This is a genomic window from Serratia sp. CY32780 (genome assembly GCF_052169135.1).
GTDB lineage: Bacteria > Pseudomonadota > Gammaproteobacteria > Enterobacterales > Enterobacteriaceae > Serratia > Serratia sarumanii.
Genome location: NZ_JBJNLI010000001.1, coordinates 1,327,400 through 1,352,449, shown reverse-complemented (window position 1 = coordinate 1,352,449; position 25,050 = coordinate 1,327,400). Strand labels below are relative to the sequence as shown.

At 58.7% G+C, this 25,050-nt stretch carries 26 protein-coding genes and 3 tRNA genes; 17 read left to right on the top strand and 12 right to left on the bottom strand.

Annotation, left to right across the window (positions count from 1 at the left end):
• Window positions 1-83 precede the first annotated feature (83 nt).
• From ACJ8HH_RS06670 to rnt, 4 genes are all read left to right on the top strand, one after another.
• Window positions 84-704 (top strand): TetR/AcrR family transcriptional regulator, encoded by a 621-nt coding sequence (locus ACJ8HH_RS06670; RefSeq protein ID WP_033654775.1) that lies wholly within the window; start codon window positions 84-86, stop codon window positions 702-704.
• A gap of 89 nt (window positions 705-793) precedes the next feature.
• Complete coding sequence (locus ACJ8HH_RS06665; protein ID WP_197766192.1) at window positions 794-1,897, top strand: N-ethylmaleimide reductase; 1,104 nt, start codon at window positions 794-796, stop codon at window positions 1,895-1,897.
• A gap of 339 nt (window positions 1,898-2,236) precedes the next feature.
• The gene (gene gloA / locus ACJ8HH_RS06660) at window positions 2,237-2,644 is read left to right on the top strand and encodes a lactoylglutathione lyase (RefSeq protein WP_004931325.1); all 408 of its coding nucleotides are present in this window, start codon (window positions 2,237-2,239) and stop codon (window positions 2,642-2,644) included.
• A gap of 78 nt (window positions 2,645-2,722) precedes the next feature.
• Window positions 2,723-3,406: a ribonuclease T gene (rnt, locus tag ACJ8HH_RS06655; protein WP_142590437.1), complete on the top strand. Its 684-nt coding sequence runs from the start codon at window positions 2,723-2,725 to the stop codon at window positions 3,404-3,406.
• A gap of 68 nt (window positions 3,407-3,474) precedes the next feature.
• Here the strand turns inward: rnt and ACJ8HH_RS06650 are convergent, their stop codons facing one another.
• Window positions 3,475-3,822, bottom strand: a complete 348-nt coding sequence (locus ACJ8HH_RS06650; protein ID WP_004931329.1) for a Grx4 family monothiol glutaredoxin — start codon at window positions 3,820-3,822, stop codon at window positions 3,475-3,477.
• A gap of 415 nt (window positions 3,823-4,237) precedes the next feature.
• On the opposite strand from ACJ8HH_RS06650, the gene ACJ8HH_RS06645 reads away from it, so the two are divergent.
• Both ACJ8HH_RS06645 and sodB read left to right on the top strand, forming a co-directional pair.
• Complete coding sequence (locus ACJ8HH_RS06645; RefSeq protein ID WP_033638376.1) at window positions 4,238-5,056, top strand: C40 family peptidase; 819 nt, start codon at window positions 4,238-4,240, stop codon at window positions 5,054-5,056.
• Between the two features lie 199 nt (window positions 5,057-5,255).
• Window positions 5,256-5,834 carry a superoxide dismutase [Fe] gene (gene sodB / locus ACJ8HH_RS06640; protein WP_004931333.1) on the top strand — a complete coding sequence of 193 codons (579 nt, stop codon included), beginning with the start codon at window positions 5,256-5,258 and terminating at the stop codon, window positions 5,832-5,834.
• Between the two features lie 61 nt (window positions 5,835-5,895).
• Here sodB and cydH read toward each other — a convergent pair whose 3' ends face one another.
• On the bottom strand, window positions 5,896-5,985 hold the full coding sequence (cydH, locus tag ACJ8HH_RS06635) for a cytochrome bd-I oxidase subunit CydH (RefSeq protein WP_019455989.1): 90 nt from the start codon (window positions 5,983-5,985) through the stop codon (window positions 5,896-5,898).
• 324 nt (window positions 5,986-6,309) lie between these two features.
• Between cydH and purR the strand changes: the two genes are divergently transcribed.
• On the top strand, window positions 6,310-7,335 hold the full coding sequence (purR, locus tag ACJ8HH_RS06630) for an HTH-type transcriptional repressor PurR (protein WP_033638375.1): 1,026 nt from the start codon (window positions 6,310-6,312) through the stop codon (window positions 7,333-7,335).
• Here the strand turns inward: purR and punR are convergent.
• Window positions 7,332-8,276, bottom strand: coding sequence for a DNA-binding transcriptional activator PunR (gene punR, locus ACJ8HH_RS06625; protein ID WP_047567756.1), 945 nt, complete (start codon window positions 8,274-8,276; stop codon window positions 7,332-7,334). The two genes, purR and punR, sit on opposite strands and share 4 nt — an antisense overlap.
• A 123-nt stretch (window positions 8,277-8,399) precedes the next feature.
• Here punR and punC point away from each other — a divergent pair, with 123 nt between their 5' ends.
• Complete coding sequence (punC, locus tag ACJ8HH_RS06620) at window positions 8,400-9,611, top strand: purine nucleoside transporter PunC (RefSeq protein WP_060428189.1); 1,212 nt, start codon at window positions 8,400-8,402, stop codon at window positions 9,609-9,611.
• Window positions 9,612-9,955: 344 nt separating this feature from the next.
• Complete coding sequence (gene cfa / locus ACJ8HH_RS06615) at window positions 9,956-11,107, top strand: cyclopropane fatty acyl phospholipid synthase (protein WP_033638372.1); 1,152 nt, start codon at window positions 9,956-9,958, stop codon at window positions 11,105-11,107.
• Between the two features lie 73 nt (window positions 11,108-11,180).
• Here the strand turns inward: cfa and ACJ8HH_RS06610 are convergent, their stop codons facing one another.
• Together ACJ8HH_RS06610 and ACJ8HH_RS06605 are read right to left on the bottom strand one after the other, a co-directional pair.
• Window positions 11,181-11,474, bottom strand: a complete 294-nt coding sequence (locus ACJ8HH_RS06610) for an I78 family peptidase inhibitor (RefSeq protein WP_033648175.1) — start codon at window positions 11,472-11,474, stop codon at window positions 11,181-11,183.
• 54 nt (window positions 11,475-11,528) lie between these two features.
• Entirely contained in the window at window positions 11,529-12,179 is a 651-nt protein-coding gene (locus ACJ8HH_RS06605; RefSeq protein WP_033638371.1) for a riboflavin synthase, read from the bottom strand.
• A gap of 238 nt (window positions 12,180-12,417) precedes the next feature.
• On the opposite strand from ACJ8HH_RS06605, the gene ACJ8HH_RS06600 reads away from it, so the two are divergent.
• The 7 genes from ACJ8HH_RS06600 to ACJ8HH_RS06570 all read left to right on the top strand — a co-directional run bounded on the left by ACJ8HH_RS06600 (window position 12,418) and on the right by ACJ8HH_RS06570 (window position 17,015).
• Window positions 12,418-13,794: an MATE family efflux transporter gene (locus tag ACJ8HH_RS06600; RefSeq protein ID WP_033638369.1), complete on the top strand. Its 1,377-nt coding sequence runs from the start codon at window positions 12,418-12,420 to the stop codon at window positions 13,792-13,794.
• Window positions 13,795-13,976: 182 nt separating this feature from the next.
• Window positions 13,977-14,053, top strand: a tRNA-Val gene (locus ACJ8HH_RS06595).
• Window positions 14,054-14,073: 20 nt separating this feature from the next.
• Window positions 14,074-14,150: transfer RNA gene (locus tag ACJ8HH_RS06590), tRNA-Val, on the top strand.
• 20 nt (window positions 14,151-14,170) lie between these two features.
• A tRNA-Val gene (locus ACJ8HH_RS06585) sits at window positions 14,171-14,247 on the top strand.
• Window positions 14,248-14,358: 111 nt separating this feature from the next.
• Window positions 14,359-14,664, top strand: coding sequence for a cupin (locus ACJ8HH_RS06580; RefSeq protein WP_077039016.1), 306 nt, complete (start codon window positions 14,359-14,361; stop codon window positions 14,662-14,664).
• 393 nt (window positions 14,665-15,057) lie between these two features.
• On the top strand, window positions 15,058-16,470 hold the full coding sequence (gene pykF / locus ACJ8HH_RS06575) for a pyruvate kinase PykF (RefSeq protein ID WP_033638367.1): 1,413 nt from the start codon (window positions 15,058-15,060) through the stop codon (window positions 16,468-16,470).
• 308 nt (window positions 16,471-16,778) lie between these two features.
• Complete coding sequence (locus tag ACJ8HH_RS06570) at window positions 16,779-17,015, top strand: major outer membrane lipoprotein (protein ID WP_004931354.1); 237 nt, start codon at window positions 16,779-16,781, stop codon at window positions 17,013-17,015.
• 141 nt (window positions 17,016-17,156) lie between these two features.
• Here ACJ8HH_RS06570 and ACJ8HH_RS06565 read toward each other — a convergent pair whose 3' ends face one another.
• The 7 genes from ACJ8HH_RS06565 to sufA all read right to left on the bottom strand — a co-directional run bounded on the left by ACJ8HH_RS06565 (window position 17,157) and on the right by sufA (window position 24,077).
• Complete coding sequence (locus ACJ8HH_RS06565) at window positions 17,157-18,170, bottom strand: L,D-transpeptidase family protein (RefSeq protein WP_033638364.1); 1,014 nt, start codon at window positions 18,168-18,170, stop codon at window positions 17,157-17,159.
• 297 nt (window positions 18,171-18,467) lie between these two features.
• On the bottom strand, window positions 18,468-18,884 hold the full coding sequence (gene sufE / locus ACJ8HH_RS06560) for a cysteine desulfuration protein SufE (protein ID WP_197766191.1): 417 nt from the start codon (window positions 18,882-18,884) through the stop codon (window positions 18,468-18,470).
• Window positions 18,885-18,920: 36 nt separating this feature from the next.
• The gene (sufS, locus tag ACJ8HH_RS06555; protein ID WP_039566382.1) at window positions 18,921-20,147 is read right to left on the bottom strand and encodes a cysteine desulfurase SufS; all 1,227 of its coding nucleotides are present in this window, start codon (window positions 20,145-20,147) and stop codon (window positions 18,921-18,923) included.
• The gene (sufD, locus tag ACJ8HH_RS06550; RefSeq protein WP_033638361.1) at window positions 20,144-21,430 is read right to left on the bottom strand and encodes a Fe-S cluster assembly protein SufD; all 1,287 of its coding nucleotides are present in this window, start codon (window positions 21,428-21,430) and stop codon (window positions 20,144-20,146) included. Before sufD ends, sufS begins: the two co-directional genes overlap by 4 nt.
• Window positions 21,405-22,151 (bottom strand): Fe-S cluster assembly ATPase SufC, encoded by a 747-nt coding sequence (sufC, locus tag ACJ8HH_RS06545; RefSeq protein ID WP_016927936.1) that lies wholly within the window; start codon window positions 22,149-22,151, stop codon window positions 21,405-21,407. Before sufC ends, sufD begins: the two co-directional genes overlap by 26 nt.
• 43 nt (window positions 22,152-22,194) lie before the next feature.
• Window positions 22,195-23,691 (bottom strand): Fe-S cluster assembly protein SufB, encoded by a 1,497-nt coding sequence (gene sufB / locus ACJ8HH_RS06540; RefSeq protein ID WP_039566388.1) that lies wholly within the window; start codon window positions 23,689-23,691, stop codon window positions 22,195-22,197.
• Window positions 23,692-23,705: 14 nt separating this feature from the next.
• Window positions 23,706-24,077: a Fe-S cluster assembly scaffold SufA gene (sufA, locus tag ACJ8HH_RS06535; RefSeq protein WP_004931368.1), complete on the bottom strand. Its 372-nt coding sequence runs from the start codon at window positions 24,075-24,077 to the stop codon at window positions 23,706-23,708.
• A 527-nt stretch (window positions 24,078-24,604) separates the two neighbouring features.
• Here sufA and ACJ8HH_RS06530 point away from each other — a divergent pair.
• Window positions 24,605-25,009: a hypothetical protein gene (locus tag ACJ8HH_RS06530; protein ID WP_004931369.1), complete on the top strand. Its 405-nt coding sequence runs from the start codon at window positions 24,605-24,607 to the stop codon at window positions 25,007-25,009.
• Window positions 25,010-25,050 lie beyond the last annotated feature (41 nt).

The following is a 25,050-nucleotide window of genomic DNA, read 5'->3' as shown; positions in this document are numbered from 1 at the left end:
GCTGGGGCACAATAGTTTGCAGACAACCGGCGTTTTGTGCGCCGGTTTTTTTATTCCCATTGACCTAGACCAATCGGTCTATTATGCTCGGCACCATGATGACCAAATCAACGCATTGCAACGTGGACACACGTGAACATCTGCTCGCCACCGGCGAAACCCTCAGCCTGCGCCTGGGCTTTACCGGCATGGGGCTGAGTGAACTGCTGGCCACCGCGGGCGTGCCGAAAGGCTCGTTCTACCACTATTTTCGCTCGAAGGAAGCCTTCGGCGAAGCGATGCTGCAACGCTATTTCGCCCATTATGATGCAGAAATGCAGGCGCTGTTTGCCGACAGACGCGGCGATGCCCGCCACCAGCTGCTCGGCTATTACGCTCAGGCTATCAGCTACCACTGCCGCAGCGAATGCCACAACGCCTGCCTGGCGGTGAAGCTTTCCGCCGAGGTGAGCGATCTGTCGGAACCGATGCGTCATGCGCTGGAAACGGGCACCGCTCGCGTGATCGGCCACCTGCAGGAGGCCATCGAGCGCGGTATCGCCGAGGGCTCGCTGTCGGTGGCCATGAGCCCCGCGGCGACCGCAGAAACGCTGTATTCACTGTGGCTCGGTGCCTCGCTGCGCGCCAAGATCCGCCACTCGCTGGCGCCGCTGACCAGCGCGCTGGAAAGCATCGAGTTGCTGCTGCGCCCGCCGCAAGCGTAACGGTAACAATTTCTTTTTATTGAAAATGCAGTTCGTGGTTTTTTATCGCCCATTACTAGACGACCGGTCTATTAAATACAGGATGCACTATGAAGACTGAAAAATTGCTCTCTCCGCTGAAGGTTGGCGCCATCACCCTGCCCAACCGCGTGTTTATGGCTCCGCTGACGCGTTTGCGCAGCATCGAGCCGGGCGACATTCCTACGCCGCTGATGGCGGAATATTATGCACAGCGCGCCAGCGCCGGCCTGATCGTGACCGAAGCGACCCAGGTTTCCTTCCAGGCGAAAGGCTACGCCGGCGCGCCGGGGTTGCATACGCCGGAGCAGATCGCCGCATGGAAAAACATCACGCAGGCAGTGCATGACGACAACGGCCATATTGCCGTGCAGCTGTGGCACGTAGGCCGCATCTCCCACGCCAGCCTGCAGCCGGGCGGGCAAGCACCGGTCGCCCCTTCGGCAATCAACGCCGAAACCCGCACCACCGTGCGTGATGAAACCGGCGCCTGGGTGCGCGTGCCGACCTCCACGCCGCGTGCGCTCGAAACCAGCGAGATCCCGGGCATCGTCAACGATTTCCGCCAGGCGACCGCCAACGCGCGGGAAGCCGGCTTCGACTTCATCGAATTGCATGCGGCGCACGGCTATTTGCTGCATCAATTCATGTCACCGGCCTCCAACCAACGTACCGATCAATACGGCGGCAGCATCGAGAATCGCACTCGCCTGACGCTGGAAGTGGTCGACGCCACCATCGCCGAATGGGGTTCCGAGCACATCGGCATCCGCATCTCGCCGCTGGGGCCGTTCAACGGGCTGGACAACGGTGAAGATCAGGAAGAAGCGGCGCTGTATCTGGTGGAAGAGCTGAATAAGCGCAACATCGCTTACCTGCACATCTCCGAACCGGACTGGGCCGGCGGCAAACCGTATTCCGACGCCTTCCGCGACTCGGTGCGCGCCCACTTTAACGGGGTGATCGTCGGCGCCGGCGCCTACACCGCCGAGAAAGCCGAAGCGTTGATCGAAAAAGGCTTCATCGACGCGGTGGCCTTCGGCCGCAGCTACATCGCCAACCCGGATCTGGTAGAGCGTTTCCGTCAGCACGCTCCGCTGAACGAACCTAAGCCGGAAACCTTCTACGGCGGCGGCGCCGAAGGCTATACCGACTATCCGTTTCTGGCGAAGTAACCCTTCCTGACCCCAACGGCCACGCAATCGCATGGCCGTTTTTTTGTGCGCCGCGCGCAAAAAGGCCCGCACGAGGCGGGCCGGTGTTCCCTGGTGTTGTTCTCTATATTGCCGTTCAATTTTTACACGATTGCCGCTGGAATAGATAATTGATTGTGCAGATCAATTACTCTGTATCGATCGGTACGCTCGATCAATATTTAGACAGCGTTGACGGAAAACTAATACGTGACATCGTCACTCACTCGTCACGTTGAATTCCCTTGCGGGACAAGGCTATACTCGCTTGTGCTTCAATCCACCCGCCGTCTGCCACGGCACAGCCAATTCAGAGGAATTATGCGCTTACTCCATACCATGATCCGCGTCGGTGACCTGCAACGCGCCATCGACTTCTACACCAAGGTATTAGGCATGCGCCTGCTGCGCACCAGCGAAAACCCCGAGTACAAATACTCGCTGGCTTTCGTCGGCTATACGGAAGAGAGCGAAGGCGCGGTTATCGAACTGACCTATAACTGGGGCACCGACAGCTACGACATGGGCACCGCCTTCGGCCACCTGGCGCTGGGCGTGGACGACGTTGCCGCCACCTGCGACAGCATCCGCCGCGCAGGCGGCAAGGTCACCCGCGAAGCCGGCCCGGTGAAAGGCGGCACCACCGTCATCGCCTTCGTCGAGGATCCGGACGGTTACAAAATCGAGCTGATCGAAAACAAACACGCCGGTCAGGGCCTCGGCCACTAAGCCTCCCCCTCAGGGCGCGCTGCGCCCTGCTGATTCTCCGCGCGATAGCGCCTGCAACCGGGCGCAAAATTTGCCATAATGCGCGCTGCATTCGATGAAGATAAGAAACTGATGGCCGAAAAAAGTGATCTTAACGCCCTGAGTGGTCGTTTTCGTGGGTTTTATCCCGTAGTAATAGATGTTGAAACCGCCGGCTTTAACGCCAATACCGATGCGCTGCTGGAGATCGCCGCCGTCACGCTGAAAATGGATGAGGACGGCTGGCTGCAGCGGGACGAAACCCTGCACTTCCACGTGGAGCCTTTCGAGGGCGCCAACCTGCAGCCGGAAGCGCTGGCGTTTAACGGCATCGATCCGCACAACCCGCTGCGCGGCGCGGTCAGCGAATATGACGCGCTGCACGCTATTTTCAAAGCGGTGCGCAAAGGGCTCAAGGAGCGCGGTTGCAACCGGGCCATTATCGTGGCGCACAACGCCAACTTCGATCACAGCTTCCTGATGGCCGCGGCCGAACGCGCCGGCCTGAAGCGCAACCCGTTCCATCCGTTCGCTACCTTCGACACCGCCGCGCTGAGCGGCCTGGTGCTGGGCCAAACGGTGTTGGCGAAGGCCTGTATCGCGGCCGGTATGCCGTTCGACAGCAGCCAGGCGCACTCTGCGCTGTACGACACCGAGCAAACCGCCCTGCTGTTTTGCGAGCTGGTTAACCGCTGGAAACGTCTCGGCGGTTGGCCGCTGCCCGCCGGCGATCTTGCCGAATAAGCCCAACAAAAAAGGCGGCCCAGTTTGCACTGGCGCCGCCCGTTACGCGATAACCGCAAGCCCGTCGATTAAGACTGCTGGTCTTCCTGCGCTTTATACTTTTCTGCCGTTTCTTTGATCAGCTGCTGCAGTTCGCCGCGCTGATACATTTCGATAATGATATCGCAACCGCCGACCAGCTCACCGTCTACCCACAGCTGCGGGAACGTCGGCCAGTTGGCGTATTTTGGCAGCTCGGCGCGGATGTCCGGGTTCTGCAGAATGTCCACGTAAGCGAAACGCTCGCCGCAGGCGGACAGCGCTTGCACAGCCTGTGCGGAGAAGCCGCAGCTCGGCAGCTTTGGCGAACCTTTCATGTACAGCAGAATCGGGTTTTCAGCGATCTGGTGCTGAATTTTTTCAAGTGTCGTCGTCATTTATTGCTTCCTCAAGCCACATTTCATGGCTACAACATGCATCACGCGGGCTATTGTAGCGGCTGGAACAGTCGCAAGAAAACGCCATCTTTTGCAAGGATATTCGCCCGCCGCCGATCGCGTTTCACCGGCCACGTCATTCCGGTCAAAACATACGTTGAGAATAACATTTTTAATCCGACCATTTCACTAATATATTGCGCGGCGCTGACGGCGCGGATTAATTATATTCATAGCCCCCGCCGGCGCTTTTTCATACACCAACGGGCTGATTTTGAACCAAAAAAAATGTCATTAACGTTTTCTCACAATATGGATTATTATTTATGAGTTCTTCGCTGTTTTATATGGCGAAATTCGGGAATACTGTGACTCTTTCGATATCCGTTTCGGGGCCAAGGTTGGTGACGTCGACATGCGTTTAATTCTTACGCTCTTTGCGCTGCTGTTTACGCAGCTCTTCTTCAATTTGGCGCACGCTGCGCCACAGGCGCGTGTTGCCGCCGAGCAGCGTAAAAGCCATGCTAATGAAGCGCGGCCCGATGACCGCAGAAAAAAGAAAGCGGACAAAACCGCTAAAAAAGCCAAAGTGACGGCCCCCGCGAAAAAAACCAAGACCGCCAAGGCGAAAAGCGAGAAAAGCGCGAAAAAGATCGCCAGCGCCAAACCCAAGGCCAAAGCGCAGAAAACCGCCAAGATTAAAGTCACCCCGCCGAAAAAGGGCTACAAAAAAGGCTACGGCCGCCACCGCGAAGCCGGTATGGCCACCGCCAAGCTGGCGCGTGATGAAAAACCGTTAAAACTCAGCCCGGCGCACAAAAAACGCTATCAGCATGCCAAACAGACCGCGATGGCCAAGCTGATGGGCCAGATGGGCAAACCTTACCGCTGGGGCGGCAGCTCGCCGCGCACCGGTTTCGACTGCAGCGGCCTTATCTATTACGCCTATAAAGACGTGGTAAAAATCAAGATGCCGCGCACCGCCAACGAGATGTACCACCTGCGCGACGCGGCGCCGATCAAGAAAAGCGAACTGGAAAGTGGCGATCTGGTGTTCTTCCGCATCAACAACCGCGGCGTGGCGGATCATGTCGGCGTTTATCTCGGCAACGGCAAATTCATCCAGTCGCCGCGCACCGGCGAAGAGATCCGCATCAGCCAGCTCGACAACGACTATTGGCAAAACCACTACATCGGCGCGCGCCGCGTAGTAACGCCGAAAACCATTCGTTAATTCCCTGCTCTGCGCGGTTGCGGCACCGGTCGCAACCGCCTGCTCAAGCTATCGCCCCTCACACCGCCTCACGCGCATTTCTCGCTTTTCTTCCTGTTTTTTATGATGAAAATTGTTAAGATTGAAAGACCACAATAAAAAACGGCCCATTCGGCTCCCGCTCCGGCGGAAAAAGAGTGGCGCTGTAAAGGAGGAAGCAATGTCGTTTGAATTACCTGCATTACCGTATGAGAAAAACGCGCTCGAGCCGCACATCTCCGCCGAGACCCTGGAATACCACTACGGCAAACACCACAACACCTACGTGGTTAACCTGAACAACCTGGTGAAAGGCAGCGAGTTCGAAGGCAAATCGCTCGAAGAGATCATCAAGACCTCAAACGGCGGCGTCTTCAACAACGCCGCGCAGGTGTGGAACCACACCTTCTACTGGCACTGCCTGTCGCCACAGGGCGGCGGTGAACCGCAGGGCGAACTGGCGGCGGCGATCGTCAAATCCTTCGGCTCTTTCGCTGCGTTCAAAGAGCAGTTTACCGATGCCGCAGTGAAAAACTTCGGCGCCGGTTGGACCTGGCTGGTGAAAAAACCGGACGGCGCGCTGGCGATCGTCAACACCTCCAACGCGGCCACCCCGCTGACCGGTGAAGACAAACCGCTGCTGACCGTTGACGTGTGGGAACACGCGTATTACATCGATTACCGCAATGCGCGTCCAAAATACCTGGAAAACTTCTGGGCGTTGGTCAACTGGACCTTCGCAGCGGAAAACCTGGCGTAAGCGCAGGTTCTGAGGTGATGAGGCGCAGCCAGGCTGCGCCTTTTTTATAACCGGGGGTAAATCAGTTCAACGCGGCAACGAAGCTGAAAGCGATAATGACCGCCAACGCGCAGACGGTGGTGAACAGCGACATCTTCAATTCGGTATCCATGACAACTCCTTTAAAATGGGCTTTCCTAAGGATAAAAGGCGCACAATTAGTACGTCAAATCATTTTCCCACAGTTCGCCGATAAAATCTTGTTATCATTTCCCGGTTTATAATCTCGATTACCTCTTCCACTTTTGTTCAATATGCGACAAAATTCGCAGTTCACAACTGCGTACCGGCATCCATGCCCCTCCTGATTAAGCGCTGAAGACTTCAACACACTAAAAACTCAGTTTTCGCTTCTCTGGAGAAGGATCTACGTAGGCAAACGATTAACATCACACTTACATGCTGTAAACATGTGAGTTCAGGAGTCATTCCTTACATGGCAACGATTAAAGATGTGGCCAAACGCGCGGGCGTTTCCACCACCACCGTTTCGCACGTCATCAATAAGACTCGTTTCGTCGCCGAAGAGACCAAAGCGGCCGTGTGGGCCGCCATCAAAGAGCTGCACTACTCGCCGAGCGCCGTGGCGCGCAGCCTGAAAGTCAATCACACCAAGTCGATCGGCCTGCTGGCCACCTCGAGCGAAGCGCCCTACTTTGCCGAAGTGATCGAGGCGGTGGAAAACAGCTGCTACAGCAAAGGCTACACCCTGATCCTGTGCAACTCGCACAACAATCTGGACAAGCAGCGCGCCTACCTGGCGATGCTGGCGCAAAAGCGCGTCGACGGCCTGCTGGTCATGTGCTCCGAGTACCCGGATCAGCTGCTGGGCATGCTGGAAGATTACCGCAACATCCCGATGGTGGTAATGGACTGGGGCGCCGCGCGCGGCGACTTCACCGACACCATCATCGATAACGCGTTCGAAGGCGGCTATCTGGCCGGCCGTTACCTGATCGAGCGCGGCCACCGCGATATCGGCGCCATTCCGGGCCAGCTGTCGCGCAACACCGGCGGCGGCCGTCACCAGGGCTTTATGAAGGCGCTGCAGGAAGCGCATATCGACATTCGCGAAGAGTGGATCGTCCAGGGTGACTTCGAGCCGGAGTCCGGCTACAAGGCGATGCACCAAATCCTGTCGCAAAAACAGCGGCCGACCGCGGTATTCTGCGGCGGCGATATCATGGCGATGGGCGCCATCTGCGCGGCCGACGAGCTGGGGCTGCGGGTGCCGCAGGATATTTCCGTGATCGGCTATGACAACGTGCGCAACGCTCGCTACTTCACCCCGGCGCTGACCACCATTCACCAGCCGAAAGAGCGTCTGGGCGAAATGGCTTTCACCATGCTGCTGGATCGCATTATCAGTAAACGCGAAGAGTCGCAGGTGATCGAAGTGCATCCGAAGCTGATCGAACGCCGCTCGGTCGCCGACGGCCCGTTCATCGACTACCGCCGCTAATCCCCCGCGCCGGAAGCCTGCGCGGCTTCCGGTTCCACCTCGCTCAGCCACTCCTGATTCAGCGTCTCCCCATCGCCCAGATACGCCAGCAGCCAGCTCATCGCCGGTGACGGTTTATCCTGCTGCCAGGTCAGGCAGCAAGGGCTGGCGGGAAACGGCTGCTGCAGCTGCAACGCGGTCAGCTCACCGCGCTGCACCCGCGGCAGCGCCCGATGCGCCGGCATCATGCCGACGCACAGCCCGGCGCACAGACAGTCGAGCGCCGAAGTCCAGTCCGGCACCACCAGCCGCCGCTGGTTATCCAGCGTCCAGGTGACGCGCTTGGGCAGATTGCGCGAGGTGTCCTCCAGGCAAAGCGAAGGGTACGGCCGCAGCTGATCGTCATTCAGCGGCCCCGTCAACTGCGCGAGAGGATGTTGCGGGCTCACCACGCACAGCCAGTTCATATAACCCATGTCGCGGAAGGCGAAGCCGCCGCCGACCGGCACCGCGCGCGTGGCGCCGATCGCCATGTCCGCCCTGCCGTCCACCAAGGCATCCCACACGCCGTTGAACACTTCGGGTTGCAGCATCAATTCGACGTCGGGGAAATGACGGTAGAAATCCAGCACCAGTTGGCGGCTGCGCTGCGGTTTGACGATGATGTCGACCGCGATATTCAGCTGGCCGCGCCATCCGTTGGCCACCTGCTGACAGTGGCGGCGGGTGTCGAGCATTTTTTTGATAACAACTCGCGCATCTTTGATAAACAGCGCACCGGCGGGCGTCAACTCCACATCGCGATGACGCCGCTCAAACAGCGGCACCGCCAGCCATTGCTCCAGCTGCCGTACGGTATAGCTGACCGCCGACGGCACCCGGTGCAGCTCCTGCGCCGCCGCGCTGAAACTGCCGGTGCGCGCCACCGCATCGACCACTTCAAGAGAATATTCAGACCACATCGCCTTGCCTTCAATTTTTTTAACAGCACTTTGCAAATATTACCGTTTCACAAGCAGAGATCCAGCCGGATACACTGGCCGGCGCTAAAAACCTGCGACATTAAAATATTAACGAGAAATACCATGCGAAATTCCTTTGGCTTTATGTTCTACCTCGCCGGCCTGAGCATGCTGGGTTATCTGGCGACCGATATGTATCTGCCCGCCTTCGGCGCCATGCGGGAGGAACTGCAAATTTCCGCCGGCGCGGTGAGCGCCAGCCTGAGCATCTTCCTGGCCGGCTTCGCCTTTGCGCAGCTGCTGTGGGGGCCGCTCTCCGACCGTCTGGGCCGCAAACCGGTATTATTGATCGGGCTGACGCTGTTCGCCCTCGGCTGCCTGGGCATGCTGTGGGTGGAAAACGCCGTGCAGCTCTGGATCCTGCGCTTTATTCAGGCCGTCGGCGTCTGCGCCGCCGCCGCCATCTGGCAAGCGCTGGTGGTTGACCGTTACCGCGAAGGCCAGGCCAACCGCGTGTTCGCCACCATTATGCCGCTGGTAGCGCTGTCGCCGGCGCTGGCGCCGCTGCTCGGCGCCTGGTTGCTGAACCACGCCAGCTGGCGCGCGATCTTCGCCGCGCTGTTGGCCATCACCGCGCTGCTGCTGCTGCCGACGCTGCTGCTCAAAGAGCGCGCCAAAACGCAACCCAGCGCCGATGCGCCAAAAAACAGCGTCAGCTTCTGGCAACTGTTGAGATCCCCGGTGTTCAGCGGCAACGTCGCCATGTACGCCGCCTGCTCGGCCGGCTTCTTCGCCTGGCTGACCGGCTCGCCGTTCATCCTCGGTGACATGGGCTACAGCCCGAGCGATATCGGCCTGAGCTACGTGCCGCAAACGCTGGCCTTCCTGCTGGGTGGCTACGGCTGCCGCGCCGCGCTCAAGCGCATCAACGGCAAAACCCTGCTGCCGTGGCTGCTGGTAGCTTATGGTGTCAGCATGGTGGCGCTGTATCTGGTGGCCACCCTGACCGATCCGACGCTCACCACGCTGCTGATCCCATTCTGCGTGATGGCGCTGGTCAACGGCGCCGGCTATCCGATCATGGTGGCGAATGCGCTGATGCCGTTCCCGGAAAGCAGCGGCAAGGCCGCCGCGCTGCAAAATACGCTGCAGTTGGGGCTGTGCTTTGTGGCGAGCATGCTGGTGTCGGCATTTATTGCCCAGCCGCTGTTGGCGACGGTGACGGTGATGGTGTCTACGGTAATCCTGGCCGCGCTGGGGTATTTCCTGCAGCGTGGAAAAGCGGCCGATGCGCAGCAAAAGCCGCAGCGGGAACATGCTAACTCAGCGTCATAATTGCCAAGTTTAATAATCACTTAAAGAATATGCGTGCCGAGTGCGATTTACAGTTGAGTCAACGCCTCGGCACGCCTATACTCAAAAACAACCTTGTAAAGTAACACCTTATAATCTCTATATCTCAATTAGCGCTTGTGTACGCGCTTTGCGTCACACTCTTTTTTTAAGGATGCGTTTATCCCGCGCCGTTCGCGCCGGGTCGCTTCTTTAAATTTCCTCTGTTCATAGTCGGATATCAGACGCCGCGGGTCTATTTTCCGCCGGTAAACGTATGCACCCGCAGAAATTGTCTAAGCTGTTTCCTAACGGGTCATCAGTCAGAAGAAGGTGATGGAGAAGCTATGAGTTCATCGTGTATAGAAGATCTGAGCATCCAGGACAATCAGTGGTACCGTATCGCGCACGAAATGCTCGGCCTGGCCGGCATTGAAATCAACGGTTCGCGCCCCTTCGATATTCAGGTTAAAAACCCCGATTTCTTTAAACGCGTCTTGCAGCAAGGTTCGCTGGGCCTGGGCGAAAGCTATATGGACGGCTGGTGGGAATGCGAGCGGCTGGATATGTTCTTCCAGCGCGTGGTCAGCGCCGGGCTGGAGAAGAAACTCCCCCACCACCTGAAAGATACCCTGCGTATCGCCGCCGCGCGCCTGACCAATCTGCAATCGAAAAAGCGCGCCTGGATCGTCGGCAAAGAACATTACGATCTCGGCAACGATCTGTTTACCCTGATGCTCGATCCTTACATGCAATATTCCTGCGGCTACTGGAAAGACGCCACCACGCTGGAGGAGGCACAGGAAGCCAAGCTGCGGATGATCTGCGAGAAACTGCAGCTGCAACCGGGCATGCGCTTGCTGGACATCGGCTGCGGCTGGGGCGGCCTCTCCGCCTATGCGGCGAAAAATTACGGCGTATCGGTGGTCGGCGTGACCATCTCCGCAGAACAGCAGAAGCTGGCTCAGGCGCGCTGCGCCGGGCTGGATGTGCAGATCCTGCTGCAGGATTACCGCGATCTGCATCAGCAGTTCGATCGCATCGTCTCGGTCGGCATGTTCGAGCACGTCGGGCCGAAAAACTACCGCACCTATTTCAATGTGGTAGAACGCAATCTGGCGCCGCACGGTCTCTTCCTGCTGCACACTATCGGCTCCAACAAAACCGACATGAACGTCGATCCGTGGATCAACAAGTACATTTTCCCGAACGGCTGCCTGCCTTCAGTGAGCCATATCGCCGAAGCCAGCGAAGGCCATTTCGTGATGGAAGACTGGCACAACATCGGCGCCGACTACGATCGCACGCTGATGGCCTGGTTCGAGCGCTTCAAACAGGCGTGGCCGCAGCTTGCACCGCGCTATTCCGAACGCTTCGAGCGGATGTTCAGCTATTACCTGAACGCCTGCGCCGGCGCGTTCCGGGCGCGCGATCTGCAGCTGTGGCAGGTGGTGTTCAGCCCGAAAGGCGTTGAAGGCGGCATCCGCGTCGCCCGCTAAGCGCTTGCCCGACAAAAAAGGCCCCGGCAGCAATATCGCCGGGGCCTTTTTTTGCTCGTTCGACGCGTACGGCTTAGCCGCAGTAGACGCGGATGATTTTATCGTCGCTGTCGCCAAGGAAGTTCAGGCGGCGCAGGTTGAAATCCATGGTGACGGCAGAGTTGTACGGAATGGCGCGCACCTTGGCGTCGATCCGCACGCCTTCCAGCGAGGTCATCGGTTTGCCGACGAAGTTTTGATACTGCGAAGCGCCGCAGGTATCATCCGCATCGGCCATTTGCGCGCTCGCGCCCTGCTCAGGCGAACTGCTGCAGGCGCTCAGCGCCAGCAACGCGGTTAACAACAACGTTTTCCCATAAAACTTCACGCGTTTCTCCTCTCTGCTTATGATTCGATTCCGGCGGCAACGCCCGAATCGCTGTCAGTCTTTGTGCGCCGGCGCCATCGCCGCCGCCAGCGCCGCTTCCCGATTGGCCAGCACGCGCTCGACGGTGTCCACCACCGCCTGCGTTTGCGGATCGATCTCGATGTTCACCTTGTCACCCAGGCGTTTCTTACCCAGCGTGGTGCGATCCAGCGTTTCCGGGATCAGGTGCACGCAGAAACGGTTATTCACCACTTCGCCGATGGTCAGGCTAATGCCGTCGATGCCGATGAAGCCTTTGTGCAGCACATATTTCATCAATTCGGCATTCGGCATGCGCAGCCATACCTGCCGGTTATTTTCCGAGGTATAAATCTTGGCCACTTCCGCCGTGCAGATAATATGGCCGGACATCAAATGGCCGCCAATTTCGTCATTGAACTTCGCCGCGCGCTCGATATTGACGATGTCGCCCAGCGCCAGATCGCCGAGGTTGGTCAGGCGCAGCGTTTCCTTAATCAAATCGAAGCTGACGCGGTTGCCTTCCACCGCGGTGACGGTCAGGCAGCAGCCGTTATGGGCCACCGACGCGCCCAGCTCCAGCCCCGGCAGCAGCTCGGCAGGCATTTCGATCACGTGGGTGCGGAAATTGGGTTTCTCATCAATGGCGACCAGCGGCGCGGTGCCTTGTACGATACCGGTGAACATATGTGCCTCTTTTACTAAATAGGTTAAAACGCTATCGGCAGTTTGCCCCAGTTGGCGCTGAAAACCAAATCCGCGACGGCAAAAAACGAATGGCTGCGCATTTAATAACTATTTATCTGCGGCGTTTGCTTAACGACGCCGAGCAGGTACAATCTTTTTGACAAAATTCCGCTATTTTAATTGTTGTCCTCTCGCGGCAGCCCTCCCTCCCACATATATAAATAGAAAAGGTGTATGCGTGCAGAAGTACTTAATTGAAGCGCGTAGTTTATTGGCTCTCGCTATCCCGGTCATCATCGCGCAAATATCGCAAACCGCCATGGGCGTGGTGGATACCATCATGGCCGGCGCTTACAGCGCCACAGACATGGCGGCGGTTGCGGTCGGCACTTCAATCTGGCTGCCGGCCATCCTGTTCGGCCACGGCCTGCTGCTGGCGCTGACCCCGGTTATCGCCCAGCTCAACGGCGCCGGGCGTCGCGATCGCATCGCTCACCAGGTGCGCCAGGGTTTTTGGCTGGCTTCCGGCGTGTCCGTGCTGCTGATCGTCGTGCTGTATAACTGCAAGTTCGTCATCGACATGATGCACAACATCGATCCGCAGCTGGCGGATAAAGCCGTCGGTTATCTGCACGCCATCATGTGGGGGGCGCCGGGTTACCTGTTCTTCCAGGTGATGCGCAACCAGTGCGAGGGGCTGTCCAAAACCAAGCCCGGCATGGTGATCGGCTTCCTCGGCCTGCTGGTGAATATCCCGATCAACTACATCTTCATCTACGGCAAATTCGGCATGCCGGAGCTGGGCGGCGTCGGCTGCGGCGTCGCCACCGGCAGCGTCTACTGGATCATGTTCCTGATGATGCGCGGCTACGTGAAGCGCGCGCCGTCGCAGCGCGACATCAAACGCCAAACCGGCGATCTCGGCGGCCCGGACTGGGCGGCGCTGAAGCGCCTGATCGGCATCGGCATGCCGGTAGCGCTGGCGCTGTTCTTCGAAGTCACGCTGTTCGCCGTGGTGGCGCTGCTGGTGTCGCCACTGGGGATCGTCGCGGTCGCCGGCCACCAGATCGCGCTTAACTTCAGCGCGCTGATGTTCGTACTGCCGCTGTCGCTGGGCGTCGGCGCCACCATCCGCGTCGGTTATCGTCTGGGGGAAGGCTCGGTCGAAGGCGCGCGCGTCGCCGCTTACTCCGCCATCGGCGTCGGCATCACCATGGCCGTCTGCACCGCGCTGTTTACCGCCGCCTTCCGCGAACCGATCGCCCTGCTGTACAACGACAGCCCGGCGGTGGTGGCGATGGCCTCGCAGCTGATGCTGCTGGCGGCGCTGTACCAGATCTCGGATTCTGTCCAGGTGATCGGCAGCGGCGTGCTGCGTGGTTATAAAGATACCCGCGCGATCTTCTTCATCACCTTCATTGCTTATTGGGTGTTGGGCCTGCCGAGCGGCTATCTGCTGGCGTTAACCGACGCGGTGGTGCCGGCGATGGGGCCGAGCGGTTTCTGGATCGGCTTTATCATCGGCCTGACCTTCGCCGCCATCATGATGGCGCTGCGCATGCGCTGGCTGCAGAAACAGCCGACCACCGTCATCCTGCAGCGATCCACGCGCTGAATCCGCAGCCCGGCCGGTTTCATCCCCGGCCGGGCTGCGGTTTGCGGAAAAAAACGCCGGACTGCGCACAACCTCAGCAATCGCGTGAAATACCAAATAAAATTGCGCTTTTCCCCTTGCCAGCACGCGGGTAGCTCGTTAATATTCGTCCCCGCTGTCAGCCATGACAGGCAGGAAAAGATGCGTCCGTAGCTCAGTTGGTTAGAGCACCACCTTGACATGGTGGGGGTCGGTGGTTCGAGTCCACTCGGACGCACCAAATTCCTGAAGCAGTACAGTGCGTCCGTAGCTCAGTTGGTTAGAGCACCACCTTGACATGGTGGGGGTCGGTGGTTCGAGTCCACTCGGACGCACCAAATTTCAGAAGCAGCGCAGTGCGTCCGTAGCTCAGTTGGTTAGAGCACCACCTTGACATGGTGGGGGTCGGTGGTTCGAGTCCACTCGGACGCACCATATTGCTGATTCACCTCCCCCTGTCGCGTTATACTTCCCGTTATTTCGTCTCTGCCCGACCGCCTGCCCGTTATGTCGATCGCGCCGTGCTACCGTCATCAGGAACGCCACATGACCACTTTTACCGCCAAAACCGCCTTTTTACCGCTCAACAATGGCCTTGCCCGCCGTGAAGGCGTGATGAGCGACGGTTCGCCGGCGGCGGAAGTGCGTTTCGAAGCCGGCGCCTTCGGCCAGTTGCAAAAGCCCCCGCACGCGCTGCAAACCCGAGTGATATCCGGTGAATTCGAGTTCACTCTCGGCGGCGATACGCGAGTGGTGCGGGCCGGTGAGAGCCTGATATTGCCGGCCAACGTCGCCAGCGGCTGCTTCTGCCTGAGCGCCGGCGTGCTGCTGGAAATCCCCCTACCGCGGTAAGCCATATTTACAGAAAGGTTATTTGCGCAACAAACGGCCCACAACGCGTTGCATTTGCGCCACATTTGGCCCCGTTTTGCTATATCCGCCGCACCGCCGCGGTTTTTTATTTTGTTTCCCGCCGCTTAGCCTTTATAATGCGCAACGTCTATCAGTTGAATGGTTTCAGCCCTTGATCTGCGAAAACGCAATAACAACACGATGTGATCTTACCCCGTTGCGCAGCATCCCCGCGCCCCCGCGCGGGCTGAATTTTTCCGCCCCACTTCAACTGTCGTCACCTATCCTTAACTATGTTTTTCACCACCAGGCACGGCCCAAATTCCCTACCGGCGTAAACCGCGCCGGTCAAATTCGTTTTTTTATCCATCACAACTTGTAGAAAACTCCGCCATGAAAAAGACCAAAATTGTTTGTACCATCGGTCCAAAAACCGAATCGGAAGAAATGCTGACCAACCTGCTCAATGCGGGCATGAACGTGATGCGTCTCAACTTCTCTCACGGCGACTATGAAGAGCACGGCAACCGCATCAAGAACATGCGCGCTGTGATGGCGAAAACCGGCATCAACGCCGGCATCCTGCTGGATACCAAAGGCCCGGAAATTCGCACCATGAAACTGGAAGGCGGCAAAGACGCCTCGCTGGTCGCCGGCCAAACCTTCACTTTCACCACCGACCAGAGCGTGATCGGCAACAGCGAACGCGTGGCGGTCACCTACGCCGGCTTCGCCGCCGACCTGAAGATCGGCAATACCGTGCTGGTTGACGACGGCCTGATCGGCATGGAAGTCACCAACGTGACCGAGAACGAAGTCGTTTGTAAAGTGCTGAACAACGGCGACCTGGGCGAGAACAAGGGCGTCAACCTGCCGGGCGTATCCATCCAGCTGCCTGCGCTGGCCGAAAAAGACAAACGCGACCTGATCTTCGGCTGCGAGCAAGGCGTCGACTTCGTGGCGGCGTCCTTCATCCGCAAACGCTCAGACGTGCTGGAGATCCGCGAACACCTGAAAGCCCACGGCGGCGAGCAAATCCAGATCATCTCCAAGATCGAAAACCAGGAAGGCCTGAACAACTTCGACGAAATCCTCGAAGCGTCCGACGGCATCATGGTTGCCCGTGGCGACTTGGGCGTGGAGATCCCGGTCGAAGAAGTGATCTTCGCCCAGAAGATGATGATCGAGAAATGCAACCGCGCGCGTAAAGTGGTGATCACCGCCACCCAGATGCTCGATTCCATGATCAAGAACCCGCGCCCTACCCGCGCGGAAGCCGGCGACGTTGCCAACGCCATCCTGGACGGCACCGATGCCGTCATGCTGTCCGGCGAGAGCGCCAAGGGCAAATACCCGCTGGAAGCGGTCAACATCATGGCGACCATCTGCGAGCGTACCGATCGCGTGATGCCAAGCCGCATCGACGCCCTGAACGATCGCCGCAAGCTGCGCATCACCGAAGCGGTGTGCCGGGGTGCGGTTGAAACCGCCGAGAAACTGGACGCGCCGCTGATCGTGGTCGCCACCAGCGGCGGCAAGTCGGCGAAATCCGTGCGTAAATACTTCCCGAACGCGGTGATCCTGGCGCTGACCACCAATGAAACCACCGCGCACCAGCTGGTGCTGAGCAAGGGCGTCATCCCGCAGATGGTCAAGGAAATCGCCTCTACCGACGACTTCTACCGCATCGGTAAAGAAGCCGCCCTGGCCAGCGGCCTGGCACAGAAAGGCGACGTCGTGGTGATGGTTTCCGGCGCGCTGGTGCCGAGCGGCACCACCAACACTGCCTCGGTACACGTGCTGTAATATAAAACGTGACATAATTGCCTTGATCAAAACGCCGCTTTGCGGCGTTTTTTTTATCGGCAGTAAACTATTTTTCTCAAAACGCAACCGCGATCCGCTCATTATTTAGCTAATAAAGAATCGGAGTAGTCCCATGGAAGCCGGCTGTTTTCCCTCGTTTTTTTAACTAATTTGTAAAACCAGATGCAAGTTTGAGCGAACGATCAAAATAAAGCACCTCAACACTAAAAAATTATTCTCTTTCGAAAAAAGTTTGTGTAATACTTGTAACGCTACATGGAGATTAACTCAATCTAGAGGGTGTTATAATGAATCGTACTAAACTGGTACTGGGCGCGGTAATCCTGGGTTCCACTCTGCTGGCTGGCTGCTCTAGCAACGCTAAAATCGATCAACTGTCTTCTGACGTTCAGACTCTGAACGCTAAAGTTGATCAGCTGAGCAACGACGTGAACGCAATGCGTTCTGACGTTCAAGCTGCTAAAGACGACGCAGCACGCGCTAACCAGCGTCTGGACAACCAAGCTCACGCTTACAAAAAGTAAGATAGCTTTGGTTATTGAAAACGGCGCACATTGTGCGCCGTTTTTTTTTGCCTGTCCCTTGGACTGGTTTTTCCTGCACCGCAGGCAAAAAAAAGAGGCTCAGCACGCTGAACCCCTCTTCGACCACACAATCCTGCAAACTTAGTTCACGGAACTGATTGGCGCTGCCTTGAATGGGCTCTTATTCGCCTCAGGCGTCGCTGCAGGCGTCAAACTCACCGCCGACGGGCTCTCCCCTACGTTGACCAGCACCGGCATGCCAGAACGGCGTACAACCGCGCTATCGAACACGGCGCGATCGGTCTGAGCATCCGCAGCGAAGGCTTTCTCCGCTTTAGACAACGCAATCGGCATGGTCTGCGGATCGTCGCTTTCTACCCGCGACAGAGGCTGATGCACTTCCACATAGCGTTTGCCGTCCGGCTCAACTGAAATCTTCACCGGATCGTTGATCACCTGCACCCGCGTACCGCGCGGCACCTGATTGAACAGCGCTTCGATATCCGTCGGACGCAGACGAATGCAGCCGGAGCTGACGCGCATGCCGATACCGAAGTTGGCGTTGGTGCCGTGGATCAGGTATTCACCGCGCCCCATCGCCAGACGCAGGGCGAACAACCCCATCGGGTTCTCAGGGCCGGCCGGCACCACCGCTGGCAGCGTCACGCCCTGGGACTGATAGCGTTTACGGATATTGGCGGTTGGCGTCCAGGTCGGGTTAGGGATCTTCTGGCTGACGGAGGTCACCTCCAGCGGCGTGTGCATCCCGGTCTGGCCGATACCGATCGGATAGACGATCACTTTGTTCTCGCCTTTCGGGTAGTAGTAAAGGCGCAGCTCGGCCAGGTTGACGATGATCCCTTCACGCTTGGTGTCAGGCAGCAGCATTTGGGTCGGAATGGTCAGCACCGAACCCGGCTTAGGCAGGAACGGGTCAGTGCCAGGGTTGGCTTCCAGCATGCCCAGCAGGCCGATCTTGTAGTCGGCGGCGATCGCCTCCAGCGGACGGCCGTCGTTTGGCACGGTATAAGTGGTGTTTTCACCGATCAGACGGCTGTCCGGCGGCGGCAGCGGGTACTCGGTCGCACTGGCGGCCTGCGTGCCGGCCAATACGGTGGCGAAGACCATGCCCATTAAACTCAACGCACGTTTCATTATCATCCCTATATTTTTTTATGACGGTTCGCCCCCAAGGCTAACGAGCGCCTGGCGGTGGGTAAATCAGACAATACCTGATTAATACTAGCAACGCTGGTATCAAAGGCAATAAGTCCTCTAAAAATCAACACGTTATAACGTAATCGCCGCCGCTGATTGTCAACGAAACGTCAATAGGTAAGCTGCTGAAATATCACTGAATTGGGAGCATTGCCAGGAGGAAAACTGCGGATTGTAAAGACTCATTGACAAAGCGAAGGTATCAATGAGCCTTGAGGGTGCGGCCGTTATGGGTCAGGCCAGCTGCGCCGCTTTGCTGCGAATGGCGCGGATCATCGCCTCCAACCCCTGTGAACGCGAAGGCGTCAGATGTTGGCTGAGCGCCAACTCGCTGAAAAACGGCCGCACATCGAGATCGACGATCTTCTGTGGCGTCAATTGACGATAAAGAATAAACACCACCGCCAGCAGCCCTTTGACGATCGCCGCGTCGCTGTCGCCGTGAAACTCGACCTGCCCCTGCTCATCACGGCGCATCACGATCCATACCTGGCTCTGACAGCCGGAGATCAGGTTGCCGGCCTGCCGCTCGGCCTCGTCCAGCGGCGGCAATTTGGCGCCGAGTTCAATCACGTACAGGTATTTCTCCTCCCAGTTCAAACAGCGGGAGAAATTTCGCACCAATTTATCTTTGTCCGGCAAATTCGCCATGGGGATCCTTTTGTACCGCCGGGGACGCGCCCCGGCCTAGCCTAATAGCTGATGAATGCGTTGCAGCCCGGCCACCAGCCGGTCCACCTCTTCGCGGGTATTATATAACGCCAGCGAAGCGCGGCACATGCTCGGCACCTGATAAAACGCCATCAGCGGCATCGCGCAGTGATGGCCGGTGCGAATGGCGATGCCGTACTGGTCGAGGAAGCTGCCGACATCATAGGCATGGTGCTCCCCCAGGTTGAAGGCGATCACCCCGGCGCGATGGGCCGGACCATAAACTTTCAGCGTCGGCACCTGCCTGAGCGCCTCCAGCGCATAGTGCATCAGCGACTGTTCATAATCGTGGATCGCATTCAGGCCCAGGGCTTCGACGTAATCGAACGCCGCCCCCAGCCCCATGATGCCGGCGGTGTTCGGCGAACCGGCCTCGAAGCGCCACGGCGGATCGGCGAAGGTGGTGCCCGCCGTCAGGCTGACCTGGCGGATCATCGAGCCGCCCCCTTCCCACGGCGGCATCTGCTGTAACAACGCCTGGCGGCCGTACAGCATGCCGATGCCGGAAGGGCCGTACAGCTTATGGCCGGAAAATACGTAAAAATCGCAGTCCAGCGCCTGAACATCGACGCGCTGGTGCATTACCGCCTGCGCGCCGTCCACCAGCACCGTCAGCTCCGGCGCCAGGGCTCTGGCGCGGGCGATGATGTCGCGCACCGGGTTGACGGTGCCCAGCACGTTGGAGACCTCGGTCAGCGCCAGCAGTTTGCAGGACGAGTCGACCAGCTCCGGCAGCAGCGCCAGATCCAGCGTACCGTCCGGCTGCAGCGGCCACACCCGCAGCTGCAGCCCGCGCTCCTGCGCCAGCATCTGCCACGGCACGATATTGGCGTGGTGCTCCATCTCGGTGATGAGAATCGCATCGCCCGGCTGCAGCAGGTGGCGGCCAAAGCTGTTGGCCACCAAATTGATGCCTTCGGTGGTACCCTTGACGAACACCATTTCTTCCGCCGAGGCGGCGTTGATAAAGCGCGCCGCCTGTTCCCGCACCGCTTCCATCTGCTGGGTCGCCTCGGCGCTCAGGGTATGAATGCCGCGATGCACCGCCGCATAACCGTGGCGGTAGAACTCCAGCTCGCGGTCGATCACCGCCTGCGGTTTCTGCGCGCTGGCGGCGCTGTCGAGATAGGCCAGCGGTTGGCCGTTCACCTCACGCGCCAGCAGCGGGAAATCGCCGCGCACGCGTTCAATCGGATAACTCATTCAGCCTCCCCCGGCAGGCGCTGGGCGATACGCGCCAGCACCCGTTCCCGGATGGTGTCATTGGCGATGCCTTCGGTGAGCTCGGCGGCGAAGGCGAAAATGATCATCTGCTGCGCCGCGTGTTTGTCGATGCCGCGCGACTGCAGATAGAACAGCTGCTCTTCATCGATGCGCCCCACGGTGGCGCCGTGGCTGCATTTGACGTCGTCGGCGTAGATCTCCAGCTGCGGCTTGGTATCCACCTCCGCCACCTTGCCCAACAGCAGGTTATGGTTAGTCATCTGGCCGTCGGTTTTAATCGCGTGCTTGGCCACTTTGATCATGCCGTTGAACACCGCCTTGCCGCGATCGCTGACCACGGTTTTATGCAGCTGGCGGCTTTCGCAATAGCCCTTGTTGTGCTCCAGATAGGTGCGGGTATCGCAGATCTCTTTGCCCACCGGCAGCACCAGGCTGTTGATCACCAGGTTTGCGCCTTCGCCGTTCAGCTGCGCGCTGGTGTTGTGGCGCGTCAGACCGGCGCCCAGCAGGAAACTGTCGCTTTTCACCCGCGCGTCGCGGCCGATAACCAGATCGTTGTGGGCAAAGTGGTAGCTCGGCTGGCTCTCAAACGCCAGCTTGCAGTGCAACAGCCCGGCGTTGTCCGCTACGTTTGCGGTCAGGCGCGCGCCGGTGAAGTGCGCGGCCTCGCCCAGGCTGACGTAGTGTTCAATCACTTCCGCCTCGGCCCCGCGCCCGATCTCCAGATGGTGACGATGATGCACGGTGTTCACTTCCCCGGTGGCGCCGCGTCCGCTGCTGATATGCAGCAGGTACAGCGGGCGGGCAGGGACCTTGCCGGCCGGCAAGCGAATCAGGCTGGTTTCCTGCGCCAGGCTTTCAGTCAGGTGCAGGAAAATTTCCGGCTGGATCGGCTCCGGCAGCGCCTGCGGCGTGCCGTAGGCAGTCAATTCGAACTGGTAGTCGCCCAAATCGCCATCGCTCAGCGCGGCGCTGTAGCGGCCGTCGATAAACACCAGCCGACAGGCATCGATGCCGAGCGCCAGCGCCTCCAGCTGCTCAGCGCTCACCGGCGCGGGCTGCGGATCGAGGAACTGCTGCTCCAGCAGGCTCTCCAGCGGCGTGTATTTCCAGTTTTCATGCTTGCGCGTTGGCCAGCCGAGGCGCAGCGCCTGCTGCCAGTGCGCCAGCGCATGCGGCGAACGCTCGCCGCCGCGGCCTTCGAACAGGCGATACAGCTGCTGCAGCGCGTTTGAATTACTGTTGGTCGGTAAGCCAGCCATAGCCCTGCTCCTCCAACTGTTTCACCAGCGAGAAATCGCCGGATTTGACGATGCGCCCCTGGGACAGCACGTGTACGTAATCCGGCTGGATGTAGTCCAGAATGCGCTGATAGTGGGTGACGATGATAAACGCGCGCTTGCCGTCCCGCAGCGAGTTGACGCCGTTGGCGACGATCTTCAGCGCGTCGATGTCCAGGCCCGAGTCGGTTTCATCGAGAATGCACAGATCCGGCTCCAGCGCCGCCATCTGCAGAATGTCGTTGCGCTTTTTCTCGCCGCCGGAGAAGCCGACGTTGACCGAACGGGTCAGCAGATCGGCCGGCATATCCAGCAGCGCGATTTTCTCTTCGATGAAATCGGCGAAGTCAAAGCGATCCAGCGGCTCCTGCTCACGGTATTTGCGCACCGCGTTGACCGACGTCTGCAGGAAGAAGTGGTTGCTGACGCCGGGGATCTCCACCGGGTACTGGAAGGCCAGGAACACGCCTTCGCCGGCGCGATCTTCCGGATCCAGCTCCAGCAGATCCTTGCCCTTGAAGGTGACTTCCCCTTCGGTCACTTCGTACTCTTCACGCCCGGCCAGCGTGGCGGACAGCGTGCTCTTGCCCGAGCCGTTCGGCCCCATGATGGCGTGCACTTCGCCCGGTTTGATCTCCAGATCCAATCCCTTGAGGATCTCGTTGCCTTCCACGCTGACTTTCAAATTCTTGATGCTTAACATGCTGTGTCCTCAGATAGCGCCGGCGGCGCTAAAAATGCGGCGATTAACCCACGCTGTGTTCCAGGCTGATGGCCAGAAGTTTCTGCGCCTCGACGGCGAACTCTAGCGGCAGCTCGGAGAAAACGTCCTTGCAGAAGCCGTTGACGATCATCGAAATGGCGTCATCCTCGCTGATGCCGCGCTGCAGGCAGTAGAACAGCTGGTCGTCGCCGATCTTCGAGGTGGTGGCTTCGTGCTCCAGCTGAGCGCTGTTGTTGCGCGCTTCAACGTAAGGGAACGTGTGGGCGCCGCTGTCCGGCCCGATCAGCATCGAGTCGCACTGGGTAAAGTTACGGGCGTTTTCCGCCCCCGGCAGGATTTTCACCAGGCCGCGATAGGTGTTCTCGCTGTGGCCAGCGGAGATGCCTTTGGCGATGATGGTCGACTTGGTGTTTTTGCCGATGTGGATCATCTTGGTGCCGGTATCGGCCTGCTGATGGCCGCTGGTCAGCGCCACCGAGAAGAATTCGCCGATCGAATTGTCGCCCTGCAAAATCACGCTCGGGTATTTCCAGGTGATGGCCGAGCCGGTTTCCGACTGGGTCCAGGACATTTTCGAGCCGGCGCCTTCGCACAGCGCGCGCTTGGTGACGAAGTTGAGGATACCGCCCTTGCTCTCGCCGCCGGAGAACCAGTTCTGCACCGTCGAGTATTTCACTTCGGCGTCTTTATGCAGGATCACTTCCACCACCGCCGCGTGCAGCTGATAGCTGTCGCGCACCGGGGCGGAACAGCCCTCGATATAGCTGACGTAGCTACCTTCGTCGGCGATCAGGATGGTGCGCTCGAACTGGCCGGTTTTGGCGGCGTTGATGCGGAAGTAGGTCGACAGTTCCATCGGGCAGCGTACGCCCTTCGGCACATAAACGAAGGTGCCGTCGGAAGCCACCGCGGCGTTCAGCGCGGCGAAGAAGTTATCGTTGGACGGCACCACGCGCCCCAGGTACTGACGCACCAGCTCCGGGTATTCCTGGATCGCTTCGCCGAACGAGCAGAAAATCACCCCGCTCTCCGCCAGTTTTTCACGGTAAGTGGTAGCGACAGAGACCGAGTCGAAGATGGCGTCCACCGCCACCTCGCTGCCCTCGCGCACCGGCACGCCGAGCTGGTTGAACGCCAGCTCCACTTCACTGGTCAGGTAATCTTTTTCCGTCGCCGCGCCCGGTTGCTGCTCGGCGCCGGGTTGCGAACCGCAGGCGTCGTCGCAGCTGCCGCAGGACGGCGCCGAATAGTAACTGTAGTCCTGGTAGTTCAGGCGATCGTAATTGGCCTTCAACCAGTGCGGCTCTTCCATCTGCAGCCAGGCGCGGTAGGCCTCGAGGCGGAATTCCAGCATCCACTCGGGTTCGTTACGCTTGGCCGATATGGCGCGCACCACCTCTTCGTTGATGCCTTTGGCCAACTCATCGGTTGCCAGCTGGGTGAAGAAACCTTCTTTGTAGCGACCTTCGCTGACCCAAGCCTGCACTTCATTAGGCATTTCTACATTGCTTCGTGTCATGTTGATTGCATCGCTCAAACGCCAAAGCTCTCGCCGCACCCGCAGGCATGCTGAGCTTTAGGGTTGTTAAATTTGAATATCTGATTCAGCCCTTCGCGGACGTAATCTACCGTGGTGCCATCGATGAACGGCATGGCCTTCAGCGGCACATAGAGTTTGGCGCCGTCGCGCTCAAACAGCAGATCGTCATCGGCGGGTTCGCGGGTCAGATCCAGCACATAGGCAAAGCCGGCGCAGCCGGATTGTTTCACCCCTAGCTGCAGCCCTTTCACCTGCGGATCCTGCTGCATCAGTTTGGTTATTTGTCGTACGGCGCTGTCGCTGAGCGAAATGCCTTGCCAGACATTTTCATCCAGAGAAAAAGTGCCGACATTTTCCGTTTGCATAGGGTCTACCTCACACTCGTGTTTGGCCACAGCCAATCTGGGTTGCTTATATGTTAGTGATAACGATTATCACTTCAACCGTTTGTTTTGCGGGGGTATCCGCCGCGAGCGCGGTTTTTCGCTGCGGCGCGCGGCAAGCCAACGGGACACCCGTGGCGGCTTGCGGCGTCTGGCGGCAAGGCGTGCATGCTATCCCTATGAATTTGTTCTCTATCCTGCATCACCGTACCGCACTCCCCGGTGGCCCGTCAGCGTTACAGCGCCGCAGGGCGTTGCCGATCTAAACATTCATAGAAAATACCTATTTCTGCATTCTGTCTGTCGTAAATGTGCGTTTATCGGCATTTCGTGGCGCGGCGCAAGCGCGCACCCTCAGGTTAAAGTTTAGTCGCTCAGGATTAAATTGGGTCGTCGGCGGCCTTTTACACCCCCGCGCGATGAAAAAACGCCGCGCCGGGGATTGATCGGCAACGCGGCAGTTTATATGATAATGATTATCATTCAATTGTAATTTGAGCGCGAAGCCAATGACTCTTTCGATCAACGCATGGTTGCTGGGCAAGATTGATGACTACAAATTCAGCGTGCGCGACGCCACGGTGGACTTTTACATGGCCGAAGCGGCGCTGCGGCGCCCGGAATGCAATATCGACCACCTGAAGCGGTATAACAGCGTCAGCCTCACCATGGCCAATCTGTGTCTGGAGAACGGCGACGACGACAGCTACCTGCATGCGCTCAGCAAGCTGCACAACCGGCTGATCGTCGAGATCAACAACCCACAGCGCTGCCAGCTTTTTCGGGTGCAAAGCTACCACTTCGCTCGCCACACGCTGACGCTGATCTGCCAAAAATATGCAATGGAAGGCACCTGGGAGAAGGCAAACGCGTTTCAGAAGGACTTCGTCAAACGCGTGCCGTTTCAGCTGTAAGGCGCAAGGCTCCGCAGGCCGATCGCCTGCGGAAACCGGCG